The sequence below is a fragment of the Rhodovulum sp. PH10 genome, from assembly GCF_000293785.1.
Taxonomy (GTDB): domain Bacteria; phylum Pseudomonadota; class Alphaproteobacteria; order Rhizobiales; family Xanthobacteraceae; genus Rhodoplanes.
Window position 1 is genome coordinate 57,026 of sequence record NZ_AKZI01000025.1, and the last position, 16,330, is coordinate 73,355.

Annotated in this window: 13 protein-coding genes; 3 read left to right on the forward strand and 10 right to left on the reverse strand. The window is 68.6% G+C overall.

Annotated elements, in window-relative coordinates; translation table 11 throughout:
* Positions 1-134: 134 nt before the first annotated feature.
* From A33M_RS05205 to A33M_RS05230, 6 genes are all read right to left on the reverse strand, one after another.
* Positions 135-899, reverse strand: a complete 765-nt coding sequence (locus tag A33M_RS05205; RefSeq protein ID WP_008384269.1) for an ABC transporter ATP-binding protein — start codon at positions 897-899, stop codon at positions 135-137.
* Positions 896-1,663, reverse strand: coding sequence for an ABC transporter ATP-binding protein (locus A33M_RS05210; protein WP_008384272.1), 768 nt, complete (start codon positions 1,661-1,663; stop codon positions 896-898). The genes A33M_RS05205 and A33M_RS05210 overlap by 4 nt, the downstream gene beginning before the upstream one ends.
* Positions 1,660-2,925 (reverse strand): branched-chain amino acid ABC transporter permease, encoded by a 1,266-nt coding sequence (locus A33M_RS05215; protein WP_008384274.1) that lies wholly within the window; start codon positions 2,923-2,925, stop codon positions 1,660-1,662. Before A33M_RS05215 ends, A33M_RS05210 begins: the two co-directional genes overlap by 4 nt.
* A 4-nt stretch (positions 2,926-2,929) precedes the next feature.
* Positions 2,930-3,937: a branched-chain amino acid ABC transporter permease gene (locus A33M_RS05220; RefSeq protein WP_008384276.1), complete on the reverse strand. Its 1,008-nt coding sequence runs from the start codon at positions 3,935-3,937 to the stop codon at positions 2,930-2,932.
* A gap of 338 nt (positions 3,938-4,275) precedes the next feature.
* The gene (locus A33M_RS05225; RefSeq protein ID WP_008384278.1) at positions 4,276-5,625 is read right to left on the reverse strand and encodes a substrate-binding protein; all 1,350 of its coding nucleotides are present in this window, start codon (positions 5,623-5,625) and stop codon (positions 4,276-4,278) included.
* Between the two features lie 612 nt (positions 5,626-6,237).
* Complete coding sequence (locus tag A33M_RS05230; protein ID WP_008384280.1) at positions 6,238-6,873, reverse strand: hypothetical protein; 636 nt, start codon at positions 6,871-6,873, stop codon at positions 6,238-6,240.
* 580 nt (positions 6,874-7,453) lie between these two features.
* Here A33M_RS05230 and A33M_RS05235 point away from each other — a divergent pair.
* Positions 7,454-8,581, forward strand: a complete 1,128-nt coding sequence (locus A33M_RS05235; RefSeq protein ID WP_083850320.1) for a catalase family protein — start codon at positions 7,454-7,456, stop codon at positions 8,579-8,581.
* Between the two features lie 12 nt (positions 8,582-8,593).
* Here A33M_RS05235 and A33M_RS05240 read toward each other — a convergent pair whose 3' ends face one another.
* The 3 genes from A33M_RS05240 to A33M_RS05250 form a co-directional block, all read right to left on the reverse strand.
* Entirely contained in the window at positions 8,594-10,996 is a 2,403-nt protein-coding gene (locus A33M_RS05240) for a phosphoketolase family protein (RefSeq protein ID WP_008384284.1), read from the reverse strand.
* Between the two features lie 93 nt (positions 10,997-11,089).
* A complete protein-coding gene (locus A33M_RS05245) occupies positions 11,090-12,661 on the reverse strand; it encodes a TRAP transporter large permease (protein ID WP_008384286.1) in 1,572 nt (523 codons plus the stop codon).
* Positions 12,658-13,242: a TRAP transporter small permease subunit gene (locus A33M_RS05250; protein ID WP_008384287.1), complete on the reverse strand. Its 585-nt coding sequence runs from the start codon at positions 13,240-13,242 to the stop codon at positions 12,658-12,660. The genes A33M_RS05245 and A33M_RS05250 overlap by 4 nt, the downstream gene beginning before the upstream one ends.
* 116 nt (positions 13,243-13,358) lie before the next feature.
* Between A33M_RS05250 and A33M_RS05255 the strand changes: the two genes are divergently transcribed.
* The gene (locus A33M_RS05255; RefSeq protein ID WP_040619377.1) at positions 13,359-14,435 is read left to right on the forward strand and encodes a CobW family GTP-binding protein; all 1,077 of its coding nucleotides are present in this window, start codon (positions 13,359-13,361) and stop codon (positions 14,433-14,435) included.
* A 22-nt stretch (positions 14,436-14,457) separates the two neighbouring features.
* On the forward strand, positions 14,458-15,480 hold the full coding sequence (locus tag A33M_RS05260; protein ID WP_008384291.1) for a WD40 repeat domain-containing protein: 1,023 nt from the start codon (positions 14,458-14,460) through the stop codon (positions 15,478-15,480).
* Positions 15,481-15,942: 462 nt separating this feature from the next.
* On the opposite strand, the gene A33M_RS05265 is transcribed toward A33M_RS05260, so the two are convergent.
* The coding region (locus A33M_RS05265; protein WP_157223340.1) for an ISAs1 family transposase at positions 15,943-16,330 on the reverse strand (388 nt) is incomplete at its 5' end.

Sequence of the window (16,330 nt, forward strand, 5' to 3'; positions counted from 1 at the left end):
TTGGGGACCTCGTCCCCCGCCTCCCCTCCCCGACCGGCACGTGCGTCCAGACGCTCGAGAGCGCTCACCTCTCCCGAGGGGAGAGGTGGAAACCGCGCCGTGATCGAGGTCTCGGGCCGATCGTCCGGAACAAATCAAATCGCCAGGTAGCGGTGCATCAGATCGTCGTTGCCGAGCACCTCCTCGGCGCTGCCGTCGAACACCACCTCGCCGGTGTCGAGGATCACCGCCCGGTCCGACAGCTTGAGCGCGGCGACCGCGTTCTGCTCGACGATGATGCTGGTGATGCCGGCGGCACGCACCTCCATCAACGCCTTGGCGATGTCCTGCCGCACCACCGGCGCCAAGCCTTCGTAGGGCTCGTCGAGCAGCAACAGCTTCACGTCGCGGGCGAGCGCGCGGGCGATCGCCAGCATCTGCTGCTCGCCGCCCGACATCGTCACGCCCTCCTGCTTGCGGCGCTCGGCGAGCCGCGGAAACAGCTGATAGATGCGCTCGAACGACCAGCCTTTCTTGCCGGTGATGGTGGCGAGCTGGAGATTCTGCTCGACCGTCAGCCCCGGAATGATTCTGCGGTCCTCCTGCACCAGCTGGATTCCGGCCTGCGCCGCGACGTAATTGGGCTTGCCGTGCAGGGCCACGCCGTCGAGCCACACCTCGCCGCGCGCGAGATGCGGGCTCGAGGCGCGGGCGATCGCCCGCAGCGTCGAGGTCTTTCCCGCGCCGTTGCGGCCGAGCAGCGCCAGGATCTGCCCCTTCTCCAGCGCGAACGACACCTGCTGGACGATGTAGCTGTCGCCGTAATAGGCATCGAGCCCGCGGCAGGCGAAGTAGGCCCGCTCGCCCGACGCAGTGGACGGCGCGGCGGCGCGCGGGCGCTCGATCGTCTGGACGTTCATACCTGCTCCTCGCCGAGATAGGCTTCGACCACTTTCGGATTGCCCTTGATGTCCTCGGGCAGGCCTTGCGCGATGACGCGTCCGCCGGCCAGCACGGTGATGCGGTCGGCGAGCGAGAAGACGACGTGCATGTCGTGCTCGATGATCACGATCGTCATGCCGGCGTCCTTGAACTGCCGGAGAATCTCGATCGTCGCGTTGGTGTCGGCGCGCGCCATGCCGGCGGTCGGCTCGTCGAGCAGCAACAGCTTCGGCTCCTGCACGACGCTCATCACCAGCTCGAGCCGCCGCTTGTCGCCACGCGACAGGGCGCCGGCGATGTGGTGGAGATGGTCGCCGAGGCCGAGCTTCTCCAGCGCTGCCCCGGCGGTGCGGCCGATGTCGCTCTGCTGATCGAAGCGCGTGACGAAGCGCGGCCTGAACGCCCCGTCGCGGTGCGACAGGATCGCCATCATCACGTTCTCGATCACCGTGAGATCGCCGAAAATCTCGGGCGTCTGAAACACGCGGGCGACGCCGAGCTGGTTGATCTCGTGCGGCCGCCGGCCGGTCAGCTCGGTGCCGGCGAGCAGAACTTTTCCGCGCGACGGCTCGAGCCCGCCGATGCAGACATTGAGCAGCGTCGATTTCCCGGCGCCGTTCGGGCCGATGATCGCGTGCGTCTCGCCCTCGCGAATGTCGAGATTGACGTTGCTCAGCGCGAGCAGGCCGGCAAAGGTCTTCGAGACGTTGTCGATGTGGAGAACGATCGGGCTGGTGCTCATGACGTCGCCGCCTTCATCTCGGAGCTCTTCACCGGCTTCTGCGGCTCGCCCGCGTGGGTCTCGCCCTTCGGCGCCTCTTTTCTGGCGGGAGCGCTGCCGTCCTCGGGCGGCATCTCGTCGATCGCGCGCTCGCCGATCACGTCGCGCTGCGGCGAGTCGCCGAGCGATTTGACGATCGGCGTGCGCTTGAGCCGGCCGAGCCGCATGATGCCTTCCATGATGCCGCCGGGCAGGAAGATCACCACGCCCATGAACAACAGGCCGAGCGTGAGCGCCCAGCCCTCGCCGACGAACAGTCCGAGCCCGTGGACGACCCATTCGCGCACGCCGTCCGGCAGGAACGAGAAGGTGACGTCGAGCTGGTGCGCGTTGTAGGCGGAGAAGATGTTCTCGAAATACTTGATCAGGCCGGTACCGAGCACCGGTCCGAGCAGGGTGCCGGCGCCGCCGAGAATGGTCATCAGCACCACCTCGCCGGAGGCGGTCCACTGCATGCGCTCGGCGCCGGCGAGCGGGTCGGTGGCGGCGAGCAGCGAGCCGGCGAGGCCGGCATACATGCCCGAGATCACGAAGGCGGTGAGCAGGAACGGCCTCGTGTTGTAGCCGGTGTAGCCCATCCGCTTCTGATTGGACTTGATGGCGCGCAGCGTCATGCCGAACGGCGAGCGGAAGATCGCGATCGAGATCGCGAAGGCGATCACCAGAATGGCGCCGGAGACGTAATAGCCGGTCCAGCCGGTCATCTCGAGCCCGGCGAGCGACGGCGTGAAGCCGGTGCGGCCGAGCGCGGCGTCGAGAACGCGCGGGTCGTCGCGCAGCACGCGCAGGCCGGTCTCGCCATTGGTGATCGGCGTGAGCACGGAATACGCCATGTTGTAGCACATCTGCGCGAAAGCGAGCGTCAGGATCGAGAAGTAGATGCCGGAGCGACGCAGGCTGACGAAGCCGATCACCAGCGCCAACAGGCCCGACAGCACCACCGAGGCGAGGACCGCCGGCAGCAGATCCATCGAGATCAGCTTGAACGACCATACCGCGGCGTAGGAGCCGACGCCGAGAAAGGCGGCGTGGCCGAACGAGAGGTAGCCGGTGAGCCCGAACAGGATGTTGAAGCCGACGGCGAAGATTCCGTAGATCACGAACTTGTCGAGCAGGTCCGGATAGCCGGCGCCGATCGGCGCCAGGATCACCGGACCGGCCGCGACCGCCGCCGCGAAGCACAGGAGCAGGATCAGATCGGCGAGCTTGGTGGTGGGCTTCATGGCGTCAGCTCTCCATCACGCCCTTGCGCCCCATCAGGCCGCGCGGGCGGACCAGCAGGACGACGACGGCCACCAGATAGATGATGATCTGGTCGATACCGGGAATCAGCGACTTGATCTCGTTCATCGAGGCGAAGGACTGGACGATGCCGAGCAGAAAGCCCGCCAGCACCGCACCCGGTAGCGAGCCCATGCCGCCGACCACGACGACGACGAAGGACAGCACCAGAAAATCCATGCCCATGTGATAATCGGGCGGCACGATCGGCGTGTACATCACGCCGGCGAGCCCGGCGACGATCGCGGCGATGCCGAACACGATGGTGAAGCGGCGCTCGACATTGATGCCGAGCAGGCCGACCGTCTCGCGGTCCTGCATGCCGGCGCGCACCACCATGCCGAAGGTGGTGAGCTGGAGAAAGGCGAACACCGCGCCGATCACCAGGAGCGAGAACACCAGATAGACCATGCGCCAATAGGGATAGACGATGGCGTCGGTGATCGCGAGGCTACCCGAAGCGATCGCGGGCGCGGCCTGCGGAATGGAGTTGGCGCCAAAAATCTGCTTGACGATCTCCTGCAGCACGATCGCGAGGCCGAAGGTGACGAGGATCTGGTCGGCGTGCGGGCGCTTGTAGAAGAAGCGGATCAGGCCGCGCTCCAGCGCGACTCCGATCAGCAGCATCACCGGGATGGCGATCAGGATCGACACCGGCACCGAGTAATCGATCAGCACGCGGCCCCAGTCGCCCAGCATGTCCTGGACATAGGGTGTGCGGATCTCGAGCGGCGTACCCCACGGCGTCGTCCGGGTGGGATCGATCTTGACGGTCTCGAGCGTGAGCAGCTTCTGTAACGTCACCGCGCAGAACGCGCCGAGCATGAACAGCGCGCCGTGTGCGAAATTGACGACCCCGAGCGTGCCGAAGGCCAGCGTCAGGCCGAGCGCGATGAGCGCATAGGCGGCCCCTTTGTCGAGGCCGTTCATGATTTGAAGTATGATTGCGTCCATTCGCCGCTCACCTTCCATGCCGACGAGGGGCGGGCGCGCGGCCCGCCTGTGATACTTGTCATGAAAATCACGTCGCCGGCGGATCGCCGTGGCGCACCGGTGACCTCGCCCTTCCGCGCCCGAACGCGCGGGAGCAGAGGCGGGACGCACGGGACGGGTGCGGGACGAAAGCGGCGACGGCGAGAGGCGGCGCCCACCGAAGGCACCGCCTCGCGAGCCGGCACCGTCACGAACCGGCGAAACGCGCCGGTCCGGCCACTCCTGCCCGCCCGCCGCCCGCGCGACCCGTCACACCGGCACCGGGCGCGACGACACGCACCCGGACCGGCGACGACGCATCAGCACTTCTTGGCGTCCTTCGACCCGAGCTCGCCACCGAAGATGGACGGATCGTAGGTCACGTCCTTCGCCGGCACGATCTTCTTGATCGACAGGAGGTCGTACTTGTCCTTCGGGTCATCCTTACCCTGCACGACGAGCACGTCCTTGAAGCACTGGTGGTCGGCGGCGCGATAGAGCGTCTTGCCGTTGCCGAGGCCGTCGAACTCGAAGCCTTCGAGCGCCTCGATCACCTTGGTGGGGTTGAAGGTGCCGGCCCGCTCACAGGCGTCGGCATAGAGCAGCGCCTGGACGTAGCAGGTCTGGGCGGCCTGCGAGGGCGGCGCGCCGTACTCGGCGCCGAACGACTTCGTGAAGGCCTTGGTGCCCTCGTTGTCGAGCTTCCAGTCCCAGTTGGCGGTGCCGATGATGCCCTTGATGTTCTCGCCCGCGCCCTGCGCCATCAGCTCGGAGAACAGCGGCACGACGATCTCGAACTTCTTGCCGTTGGCGGTCTTGTCGCGCAGGCCGAACTGCACGGCCTGGGTCAGCGAGTTGACCATGTCCTTGCCGTAGTGATTCAGGATCAGCACGTCGGCGCCCGAATTGATCACCGGCGTGATGTATTGTGAGAAGTCGCCGGCGCCGAGCGGGGTGCGGACCGTCTTCACGGTGGTCCAGCCCTGCTTCTCGGTGGCGTCCTTGATCGACTCCTCCTGGGTCCAGCCCCAGGTGTAGTCGGCGGTGAGGTGATAGGCCTTGCGGTCCTTTCCGTACTCGGCCGCCAGCACCGGGCCGAGCGCCTGGCCCGACATGTAGGCGTTGAAGAAGTGGCGGAAGCCGAAGGCGCGCTTGTCCTTGCCGGTGGTGTCGTTGGAGTGGGTGAGGCCGGCCATGAAGATCACACCGGCGTCCTGACACAGCGACTGCACGGCGACTGCGACGCCCGACGAGGAGCCGCCGGTGATCATCAGCGCGCCGTCCTTCTCGATCATCCGCTTGGCGGACGCGCGGGCGGCGTCGGATTTGGTCTGGGTGTCGCCGGAGACGAAGGCGACCTTCTTGCCGAGGATGCCCTTGCCCTCGAGGGCGAGCGGCTTCATCGTCTTCAGCATGCCGCCGTCGCCCTCGCCGTTGAGGTGCTTGACCGCGAGCTGCAGGGCGCGGAGCTCGTCCATGCCCTCGTCGGCATACGGGCCGGTCTGCGGCACGTTGAAGCCGAGCGTGACGGTCGAGCCCTTCGGCATGTTGCAGAAGTCGTCGGCCCAGGCATCACGGATGAAGAAGGTCGGCGTGGCGATGGCAGCCACCCCGGCGAGGCCGGTCTTCAGCGCGGTCCGCCGGCTGAACGAAAATGTCTTGTCGGTCATTCAAAGCTCCTCGGGTTCCTCGACCTGAAACGTTCTTGTTGCCGGGCGGCGCGACGGCCGGCGAGGCCGGACGGTTGCACACGCCCAGGAGTTCTTCCGACTCCGGGCTCTACCGTGGGGCACCGGGGTCTGAACCGTCAACCGATACATTTGTCTAATCATTCACGTTCATGAAGGAGGCACGAACGCGGCATCGACAGTGCTCTGCAATATGTGCAGCGCAACAATTCTCGATGACACTGCGACAACACGATCACCAACTAGAGATGCCAGTGTAACGGACCGCTAGACGCTGAGACGACAGTGTCGTCGAGATGTCGAGCGACGCGGCTGCGTGCGACTCCAGTGGCCACGATGGTTTCGGCGGCAGGGTGGACGCCGGACGTTTTGCACGGGACGCGGGAGGAGCGGCGGCTTTCTGCGCAGACGCAGCGCCACGACGTCATGCGCCGGCGAAGTCGAAGCTCGAACGCCGAAGCCGAAGTCCGAGGTCGGCGTGCGAAGACGTCGGGCCGAAACGCACCGAGCCCGACCGAGGAAAACTCGGCCGGGCTCGGCATCGTTCGTTCGCGACCGCGGGGGACCGTCGGGCCCGCCCGCGGGGCGCCGTGATCAGGCGCGCCGTTGCACCGCGCTGCGGACCGGGGTCTCGCGGCCGCGCACCGGGGCGGGACGAGCCGCCGGGGCCGCCGCTGCGACCGCCTTCACCGGCTCGGCCTTGACGACCACCGGCGCGGACGCCGGGGTGCCGACGATCTCGCGCGAGCGGACCGGGGTAGCGCGGCCGCGCACCGGCGCCGGACGGCCGGCGGGTGCCGCCGCGACGGTCTTGACGGGTTCGGCCTTGGCGACGGGAGCGGGCGCCGCCGAGCGGGCGACGTCACGAGCGCGGGGCGCGGTGGTGCGGGCACGGACCGGGGCCGGACGGGCGGCGGGGGCGACCGGGCGGGCGACGACGACGGCGGGCTTCGCCACCGGATCGTTGGCCGGGGCGTCGTGCTCGCCGCGGGTGAGCGAGTCGACGTACTCGCCGGCGATCTTGATGCCGACGAAACCGACCGCCGCGAACACCAGAACGCTCGCGAGCAGGAGGTGGCCGCCCATCGGGTCGGACCCGGCGGCGTCGGCGAGCTGCGCGCCGGCGGCGTGCGCGGTGGTGGCCATGCCGGCCAGCGCCGTGATGGCGCTGCCGAGAAGCATCGAGAAGGTCCGGCCGAGGCTGCTGCGATTGGCCTTGTCGAAGGACATAGTCTGTCTCCAGTCTGAGAACGAACGACGGGTTTCCCGGACGGGTCGGCCGTGCTCGTGACGGCTCCCGCCCCACCAAACCTGACGAATCACATCAGGAACTAGCATTAACACATTATTGTACCGGTCATAAATTCGGATGGTTTACGATTCGTTAAAATGCATCCGAGCGTGGTCGGAGGTGGCATTGCACCATCGTCGCACGGTGTGTTTTCCCCTCGCACAAACAGGGGTTTAGCCGAAAATATCGAGTCTCTCGCGGCGGGTTGTGGCCGGCTCGCCGCGCACCTCGGCCCGGCCCCCGCCGGCTGTTGATAACTCCGCTCCCGCCCGCCGGTTCCGCCGCAAATTTCGCCGCTCCGGGCAGAACCCGCGGAATTCGCTCGGAAATTGCACTCCGACTCGCCGCCCGCGAATCAGCCACCGATTCGGCCTCGCGATTCGCTTCAGCCGCGCCCGCCAACCCACCGGGACACCGCCTCGTTTCGCTCCGGCGCCGGCCCGGCGCCCGCGCGATGTCGTGCGGAACACTCTGCCGGGGGTGGTGTTGTCTCGGGAGCCGTTCTCGGGGGACTTCCGCATGTCGCGACTGCTGCCCGTTCCGCTGCGCTTCGCGCCCTGGTTCGAGCAGCCGGAGCCCGACGAGGCGGACACCGCCCGCCGGATCGCCGCGGCGCTCGCCGGCCATGCCGAGGGCGACGCGCCACTGCGCCGCCTGCACGCGCGCACCCACGGGCTGCTGCGCGGCGAGCTGCAGGTGCTGGAGAACCTCGCCGAGCCGTTGGCGCAGGGGCTTTTTGCCGAGCCCGCGACCTACGAGACGGTGGTGCGGCTCTCCAGCCACGCCGCCGAGGGCGACGACGGCGCCACCGCTCCGCGCGGCATGGCGGTGAAGGTTTTGGGCGTCTCCGGCGAGCGGCTGCCCGGCTCCGAAAACGATCTCACCCAGGATTTCGTGCTGGTGAACGCGCCCGCCGCCTCGGCTGGCGGCGAGCACCCCCTGCCCGCCGGCCTCGACGCGGCGGACGGCGGCCGCACCACGGCGGCATCGACCTGGGGCCTTGCCGCGATGATGCGCGCCGGCGGCGCGGTGATGGGTGCGGTCGGCGGCGGCGTGCTCGCCTCCGCGCTCGGCACCGCCGGGGCGGGCCACGTGCTCGGCGAGACCTTCTACAGCCAGGCGCCGCTGCTCTACGGCCCCTACATCGCCAAGATCGCGATCGCTCCGGTCTCGCCCGAGCTGATCGCGCTGACCGGCACCCGGCTGTCGGTCGCCGGCCGCCCCGATGCGCTGCGCGAGGAGGTGGTCGCCTTCTTTCGCGAGCAGGGCGGCGAATGGGACGTGCTGGTGCAGCTCTGCACCGACCTCGCCACCATGCCGATCGAGGACGCGAGCGTGCGCTGGCCGGAGGAGGCGAGCCCGTATCTGCGGGTCGCCCGGCTGCGCATCCCGGCGCAGGAGGCGTGGAGCCCGCAGCGCGCGGAAACGGTCGATGCGGGGCTCTCCTTTTCGCCCTGGCACGGGCTCGCCGCGCATCGCCCGCTCGGCCGCGTCATGCGGCTGCGCCGCGAGACCTATGCCGCCGTCGCCGCGGCGCGGGCACGCCGCATCGGGCGAGCCCTCGCCGAGCCGCGCTCGTTCGACGATCTGCCGGGCTTCGCCCATGTGGCGCCGGTCAGCCAATGGGTCGGTGCGCCGGCGCCGTGAGGCGCCGGGCGGTCAATCGCCGCTGCGGGCGGCGGTGCCGTAGCTCCAGCCCCATTCGAGAATCTCCGGCATGTCCTCGCCGTGCGTCACCACCCAGTCGTGATGCGCGTTGCGCTTGTCGCGCAGGATCTGCTTGACGTGCGCCGCTCGCACACCGAGCCCCGGCACGCGGTCGATCACGTCGATCGCCAGACGAAACCGGTCGAGATCGTTCCTCACCACCATGTCGAACGGCGTGGTGGTGGTGCCCTCCTCCTTGTAGCCGCGCACATGGATATTGTGATGATTGGTGCGGCGATAGGCGAGCCTGTGAATCAGATACGGGTAGCCGTGATAGGCGAAGATCACCGGGCGGTCGGTGGTGAACAGGGAATCGAAATCACGATCGGACAGGCCGTGCGGGTGCTCGGTGTCGGGCTGAAGGGTCATCAGATCGACCACGTTGATCACCCGGATTTTCAGATCGGGCAGATGCCGTCGCAACAGGTCGACCGCCGCCAGTGTCTCCAGCGTCGGCACGTCGCCGGCGCACGCTATCACCACGTCGGGCACGCCGCCCTGGTCGTTGGAGGCGAAATCCCAGATGCCGATGCCGGCCTCGCAATGGCGGATCGCCGCGTCGATGTCGAGCCATTGCGGTGACGGCTGCTTGCCGGCGACGATCACGTTGATGCGGTTCCAGGTCTTCAGGCAGTGGTCGGTGACGGCCAAAAGCGTGTTGGCATCGGGAGGAAAATAGACGCGCACGACGTCGGCCTTCTTGTTCAGCACGACGTCGATGAAGCCCGGATCCTGGTGGGTGAAGCCGTTGTGATCCTGCCGCCAGACATGCGACGTGAGAAGATAATTCAACGAGGCAACCGGGCCGCGCCAGCCGAGCGTGCGCGACACCTTCAGCCATTTGGCGTGCTGATTGAACATCGAGTCGACGATGTGGACGAACGCCTCGTAGCACGAGAAGAAGCCGTGCCGGCCGGTGAGCAGATAGCCCTCGAGCCAGCCCTGGCAGAGATGCTCGCTCAACACCTCCATCACCCGGCCCTGCCTGGCGAGATGCACGTCATAGGGTTCGAGCTTTTCCTGCCAAACCCTGTCGGTGCGTGAGAACACGGCGTCGAGCCGGTTGGAGGCGGTCTCGTCCGGCCCCATCAGCCGAAAGTTCTTCGCCGCCGCGTTCATCGTGATCACGTCAGCCAGATACTCGCCCATCACGTGGGTGGCGCCGAGCTGGGCCGCGCCGGGCGTGTCGACCTTTACGGCGTGCGTCCTCACGTCCGGCAGCGCGAGCGCGCCGCGCAGGCCGGCATTGGCGTGCGGATTGGCGCCCATGCGGCGCGGCCCCTTGGGCGCGAGCGAAGCGATCTCCTCCTTCAGACGCCCGTCGGCGTCGAACAGCTCGTCGGGCCGATAGCTGCGCATCCACGCTTCCAGGAGCTTCAGGTGCTCAGGATTGTCGCGCGGGTCGCCGATCGGCACCTGATGCGCCCGCCAAAACCCTTCGACTCGCTTGCCGTCGAGCTCCTTCGGCCCGGTCCAGCCCTTCGGGCTGCGCAGCACGATCATCGGCCATTTGGGCGCCGTGTCGCCCGCCTCGCCGGCGCGCGCATGCGTCTGTATCTCTGCGATGCGGTCGAGCGCGGCATCGAGCGCCGCCGCCATTTTTCGGTGCATCGCCATCGGCTCGTCGCCGCACACGAACAGCGGCTGCCAGCCGAGCCCGCCAAACATGCTTTCGATGTCCGCGTCCGCCATGCGGCCGAGCACGGTCGGGTTGGCGATCTTGTAGCCGTTGAGATGCAGGATCGGCAGCACCGCGCCGTCGCCGGCGGGATCGAGAAACTTGCACGACTGCCACGAGCCGGCGAGCGGGCCGGTCTCGGCCTCGCCGTCACCCACCACGCAGGCCACCACCAGATCCGGATTGTCGAACGCCGCGCCGAACGCGTGCGCAAGCGCGTAGCCGAGTTCGCCACCCTCGTGGATCGAGCCGGGCGTTTCCGGCGCCGCGTGGCTCGGAATGCCGCCGGGAAACGAGAACTGGCGAAAGAGCTTCTTCAAGCCCGCCGTGTCGCGCGAGATGTCGGGATAGATCTCGGAATAGGTGCCCTCCAGATAGGTGTTCGCCACCATCGCCGGGCCGCCGTGGCCGGGGCCGCAGACATAGATCATGTCGAGATCGCGGGCGGTGATCACCCGGTCGAGATGCGTGTAGACGAAGGAGAGGCCGGGCGAGGTGCCCCAATGGCCGAGCAGCCTCGGCTTGATGTGCTCGGGCTTGAGCGGCTCGCGCAACAGCGGGTTGTCGAGCAGATAGATCTGCCCGACCGAGAGATAATTCGCCGCACGCCACCAGGCGTCCATCCGGGCGAGCAGCGTGTCGTCGAGCGTGGTCGTTGCGTTTGCGGACTGGTCCATCGCCTCTCCTCCGGCTCGGTGCGAGGGTGCCACCGCCGTGCGACCGCCGCATGATCGGCAACCGCCGAGCCGGGCGAGGCGTTCCGCACCGCGTCAATGCGGATAGAGGAGTTGCGGCAACCAGGTGGCGAGGCCGGGCCACACCCACAGCACGACGATGGCGAGAAGCTGGATCAGCACGAACGGGATCGCCCCGACATAGATGTGGCCGGTGGTGATCTCCGGTGGCGCGACGCCGCGGAGAAAGAACAGCGTCGGCCCGAGCGGCGGGTGGATGTAGGAGGTTTGAAGGTTCAGCGCGATCAGCACCGCGAGCCACACCGGGTCGACGCCCGGAAGCTGCAGCAGCGCCGGGGCGACGATCGGCACGACGACGAAGATGATCTCGAAGGCGTCCATCACGAAGCCGAGCAGGAAGATCGCCAGCATCACCGAGAGGATCGCGCCGGTGGTGCCGCCCGGCAGGTCGGTCAGCGCGCGGGCGACCAGGTCGTCGCCGCCGAGCCCGCGAAACACCAGGCTGAACAGCGTCGCGCCGATCAAGATGAGGAAGATCATCGCCGACACCTCGGCGGTGCGGCCGAGCACCGGCATCAAGAGCTTTTCACGGTGCACCCGCAGCACCGGCAGCGCCAACAGCGCAGCCCCGGCCGCCAGCAGCACGAGGGCGAGCGCGGCGAGCGGGACGCTGCCCCAGAGGTCGCGGCCGGACAGCGCCTGCAGCACCCAAACCACCGTCGCCGCGGCGGCGAGCCAGAAAAGCTGGTCGCGGCCGCGCGGGCGGGCGGCGAGCAGAAGCGCGCCGAACGCGCCCATGCCGGCCGCCTCGGTCGGGGTCGCGAGGCCACCGAGGATCGAGCCGAGCACGGCGAGGACGAGAAACAGCGGCGCCACCAGCACCGCCCCGAGCTTTCTCACCAGCCCGAAGCCGCGCGGGGCATCGGGATCGGGCGGGATCGCCGGCGAGGACTTCGGAAACAGCACCGCGACCGCGACCACATAAGCGAGATAGAGCACCACCAGCGCGCCGGCCGGCACCATGGCGCCGGCGAACAGGTCGCCGATCGTCACCGATTGCGGGGCGAAATTGCCCTGGGCGAGCTGGGCCGCCTGATAGGCGTTGCTCATCTGGTCGCCGAGCAGCACCAGCACGGTCGCCGGCGGCACGATCTGGGCGAGCGTCGCGGTCGCGGCCACCGTGCCGGCGGCGAGCCGCGCGTCGTAGCCGTGCCGCAGCATGGTCGGCAGCACGATCAGCCCCATCGTCACCGTGGTGGCGCCGACGATGCCCTTGGCGGCGGCGAGCAGCACACCGACGAGAATCACGGAAATCGCCAGCCCGCCGCGCAAATGGCCGAACAGCCGGCCCATCGTCTCGAGCAAGTCTTCCGCGACCCGCGAGCGCTCGAGCATCACCCCCATGAAGACGAACAGCGGGATCGCCAGAAGGACCTCGTTGGTCATCACGCCGAAGATGCGCTGCGGCAAGGCGCCGAGCAGCGCGAGGTCCATCACGCCGAACAGGTGGCCGAGCGCGGCGAAGGCGAGCGAGGCGCCGGCGAGCGTGAGGGCCACCGGATAGCCGACCATCAGGAGGCCGACCGCCACCACCACCATGCCGACCGCGAGGCTGTCCGGCCCGAACAGGTTTGCGAACTCGGTCATGCGCGGCTCGCGGGCTCGCCGCCGAGAGGCGTCGCCGGCGCGAGCGCCGCCGGGTCGGCGCCGGTCAAGACGAGCACCGCGCGGGCGAGCCGCGAAAACCCTTGCGCGAGCATCAGGAGGGCGAACAGCGGGATCAGCGTCTTCAGGAGAAACACCGCGGGCAGCCCGCTCGCCTCGCGCGAGCGCTCGAGGATTTGCCAGGACCGCCCGACATAGGGCAGCGACACCCACAAAAGCACGGCGGCGAAGGGGAAGAGGCACGCGAGGGTGCCGAGCGCGTCGACCCAGGCCTTTTTCCGCGGCGAGGCGCTCGCATAGAAGAGGTCCACCCGGACGTGGCCGTCGCGGGCGAGCGTCCAGGCCGCCGCCAGGAGAAACAGCGTCGCGTGGGCATAAACGAGCGATTCCTGCAGCCACAGCGAGCCGGTGCCGAGCGCGACGCGCAGCAGCACCACCGCGACCTGCACCACGACCACGAACAGCCCCGCCGCCATCGCCACGCGAAATACGGCGCGGGTGACGGCGTCGATCGCGTCGGCGAGCGTCCGGAGGATCGTCGGGAGGGAGGAAGGCTGCGGCATGGCGCTCCTATACGCCGGCAGGCGGCCCGGATTAAGCGCCGCTCGCTCGGACGGCGCCCCCGGCCTTTTCGCGAGGCGTCCGGCGCGCCTATATAGGGGGCCGAACGGAGCCTCTCATGAGCGACAAAATTCCTGTGACGGTCCTCACCGGCTATCTCGGTGCGGGCAAGACGACCCTTCTCAACCGCATTCTCTCGGAGCCGCACGGCAAGAAATACGCCGTCATCGTCAACGAGTTCGGCGAGATCGGCATCGACAACGACCTCGTGGTCTCGGCCGACGAGGAAATCTTCGAGATGAACAACGGCTGCCTGTGCTGCACGGTGCGCGGCGACCTCGTGCGGATCGTCCGCGGCTTGATGCGGCGGCGGGGAAAGTTCGACGGGATCATCGTCGAGACCACCGGGCTCGCCGATCCGGCACCGGTGGCGCAAACCTTCTTCGTCGACGAGGACGTCGGCAAGGCGGCCAAGCTCGACGCGGTGGTGACGGTGGCCGACGCCAAATGGCTGCGCGACCGGCTGAAGGACGCCCCCGAGGCGAAGAACCAGATCGCTTTTGCCGACGTCGTGCTGATCAACAAGGCGGACCTGGTCGGCAAGGACGAGCTTCTCGACGTCGAGGCGCACGTGCGGGCGATCAACCCCTATGCGAAGCTGCACCGCACCGAGCGCTGCGCGGTGCCGCTCGACGCGGTGCTCGGCCGCAACGCCTTCGACCTCGACCGCATTCTCGACATCGAGCCGGCCTTCCTCGAGACCGACGACGAGCACGATCACCACCACGGGCACGACCATGGCCACGAGGGGCACGACCACGAAGGGCACGACCATCACCACCACCACGACGACCACGGGCACGAGCACGGTCACGGCGGGCTGAAGCATTTTCACGACGAGCACATCCAGTCGTTCGGCATCGACACCGAGCGGCCGCTGAACCCGGACACCTTCTTCCCGTGGATCCAGAAGCTGGTCGCCGAGGAGGGCCCGAAGATCCTGCGCTGCAAGGGCATCCTGTCGTTCCGCGACGACCCCGACCGGTTCGTCTTCCAGGGCGTCCACATGATCCTCGACGGCGACCACCAGCGGCCGTGGCAGGACGACGAGACGCGGCGCAGCCGCCTCGTCTTCATCGGCCGCGACCTGCCGGAAGCGGCGATCCGCGCCGGCTTCGAGGCCTGCATCGCGTGACCCGGCGACACGGAGGCGCAGCATGAGCGAGACCGGCACCGCCACCATCCCGTCCCTGACCGACCGCATCGTCCCCGTCGCGGTGGGCGGCACGCCGGTCGCGGCCGGCTTTCTCGCCGCGAAAGGGGCGGGCGAGACCGCCGCGTTCGTGCTCGGCGAGGACGCGATCGTGCTCGCCGCCGAGGACGGCACCACCCGCCGGGTCGCGGCGCACGAGGGCGGCATTCTCGATGTCGCCTTCGCCGAGGGGCGGCTGGTCACCGGCGGCGACGACGGCCGGGTGGTGGCGACCGACCCGGACGGCACCGCGACCGAGATCGCGGCCGACCCGAAGCGGCGTTGGATCGACCGGGTGGCGGTCGCCCGTGACGGCACCGTCGCCTGGGCGGCCGGCAAGCAGGTGTTCGCCACCGCCGCCAAGGGCGAGCCGAAAACGCTCGACCTGCCCTCCTCGGCCGGCGGGCTCGCCTTCCTGCCGAAGGGCTTGCGGCTCGCGGTCGCGCACTACAACGGCGTCTCGCTGTGGTTCCCGAACGCGCAGGCGAAGCCCGACGTCCTCGAATGGAAGGGCTCGCACATCGGCGTGACGGTGAGCCCGGACGGGCGCTTCGTCGTCTCCACCATGCAGGAGCCGGCGCTGCACGGCTGGCGGCTCGCCGACGGCAAGCACATGCGGATGCAGGGCTATGCGGTGAAGGTGAGAGCGATGTCGTGGACCGCCGACGGGCGGGGCCTCGCGACCTCCGGCGCCGACACGCTGGTGGTCTGGCCGTTCGCCACCAAGGACGGGCCGATGGGCCAGCAGCCACGCCTGCTCGCCCCCTCCGACAGCCTGGTGGTCGCGGTCGCCTGCCATCCGCGCGAGGCGGTGGCGGCGGTCGGCTGGGAGAACGGCATGGTGCTGTTGGTGCGGCTCGACGACGGCGCGGAAATCCTCGCCAAGCCGCCGGGCGGCGGCGCGGTGTCGGCGCTCGCCTGGAACGCGGCCGGCTCGCGGCTCGCCTTCGGCACCGAGGAGGGTGACGCGGGGCTGGTGGCACTGTAGCGCCGGACCGGCCTCGGTCGGCCGGCCATGCCGCCGGGATCAGCGTCGTGCTTGATCCACAGCCATCTCTTGCGGATCGGGGTGAGCACCATATGGGTGTCCGTACTGCCGGTGATTCCCGCCGGGGTGAGGTTCACCAGCAGGAGCCGGCCGTCGCCGTCGACCGCGCCATGGCGCATGCGGCCCGACGATCTTCTTGCCGTCGATGCCGGCTCGGCGCCGGGGCCGGTTCGCCCGGTCCGACCCGGCTCGGGAAGGAGCGGTTCGACCCACGACGACCTCTCGTCTGTCAGCTCCGTCGGGTCACACTCAGTCTTGTTCTCGATGTCCGACATCCGGCCCGATTCGCGGCTGTCCACATGGACGATCTCGAATCACGGGCTGGCCGACCCGCCACCTCGGTTTCAAACGGCTTTCGGCACTGAAACCGCCGCTCTAGCAACCAGGGGAATCGCTTGAAGCTCATTGAGCGGTTCTGGTGATGAGGGCGCGGAGGTAGTCGTCGTTCCAGCCGGCAGCTTTGCGGCGGACGCGGAGGCTGTCGGGCCCCGGGGCGGCTTTGACGAGTTTCATGGCCATGTGCTTGACGGTAGCCATGTTCTTTGGACCGTTTTCGGTCCGCAGCCGCATCGGGTCGTCGTGGAAGACGACGTCGAGCACCCAGTGGAGGCGGCTCTCGATGCCCCAATGGGCGCGCACGGCCTTGGCGCAGAACTCGGCATCGAGCGGCAGCGAGGACAGGAAGTAGCGGCGGGCCACCGAGGTCTTGCCGTCGAGCGCGACGATGTCGGGCTCGTCCTCCCGCAGGTTCTCCACCCAGGCGACGAAGCAATCGGAGAACCTCGCCGGG

What these genes read in the sequence shown, in the direction of transcription:
- A33M_RS05205 (WP_008384269.1), bottom strand. Translation starts at nt 899, where the DNA reads ATGAACGTCCAGACGATCGAGCGCCCGCGCGCCGCCGCGCCGTCCACT.
- A33M_RS05210 (WP_008384272.1), bottom strand. Translation starts at nt 1,663, where the DNA reads ATGAGCACCAGCCCGATCGTTCTCCACATCGACAACGTCTCGAAGACC.
- A33M_RS05215 (WP_008384274.1), bottom strand. Translation starts at nt 2,925, where the DNA reads ATGAAGCCCACCACCAAGCTCGCCGATCTGATCCTGCTCCTGTGCTTC.
- A33M_RS05220 (WP_008384276.1), bottom strand. Translation starts at nt 3,937, where the DNA reads ATGGACGCAATCATACTTCAAATCATGAACGGCCTCGACAAAGGGGCC.
- A33M_RS05225 (WP_008384278.1), bottom strand. Translation starts at nt 5,625, where the DNA reads ATGACCGACAAGACATTTTCGTTCAGCCGGCGGACCGCGCTGAAGACC.
- A33M_RS05230 (WP_008384280.1), bottom strand. Translation starts at nt 6,873, where the DNA reads ATGTCCTTCGACAAGGCCAATCGCAGCAGCCTCGGCCGGACCTTCTCG.
- A33M_RS05235 (WP_083850320.1), top strand. Translation starts at nt 7,454, where the DNA reads ATGTCGCGACTGCTGCCCGTTCCGCTGCGCTTCGCGCCCTGGTTCGAG.
- A33M_RS05240 (WP_008384284.1), bottom strand. Translation starts at nt 10,996, where the DNA reads ATGGACCAGTCCGCAAACGCAACGACCACGCTCGACGACACGCTGCTC.
- A33M_RS05245 (WP_008384286.1), bottom strand. Translation starts at nt 12,661, where the DNA reads ATGACCGAGTTCGCAAACCTGTTCGGGCCGGACAGCCTCGCGGTCGGC.
- A33M_RS05250 (WP_008384287.1), bottom strand. Translation starts at nt 13,242, where the DNA reads ATGCCGCAGCCTTCCTCCCTCCCGACGATCCTCCGGACGCTCGCCGAC.
- A33M_RS05255 (WP_040619377.1), top strand. Translation starts at nt 13,359, where the DNA reads ATGAGCGACAAAATTCCTGTGACGGTCCTCACCGGCTATCTCGGTGCG.
- A33M_RS05260 (WP_008384291.1), top strand. Translation starts at nt 14,458, where the DNA reads ATGAGCGAGACCGGCACCGCCACCATCCCGTCCCTGACCGACCGCATC.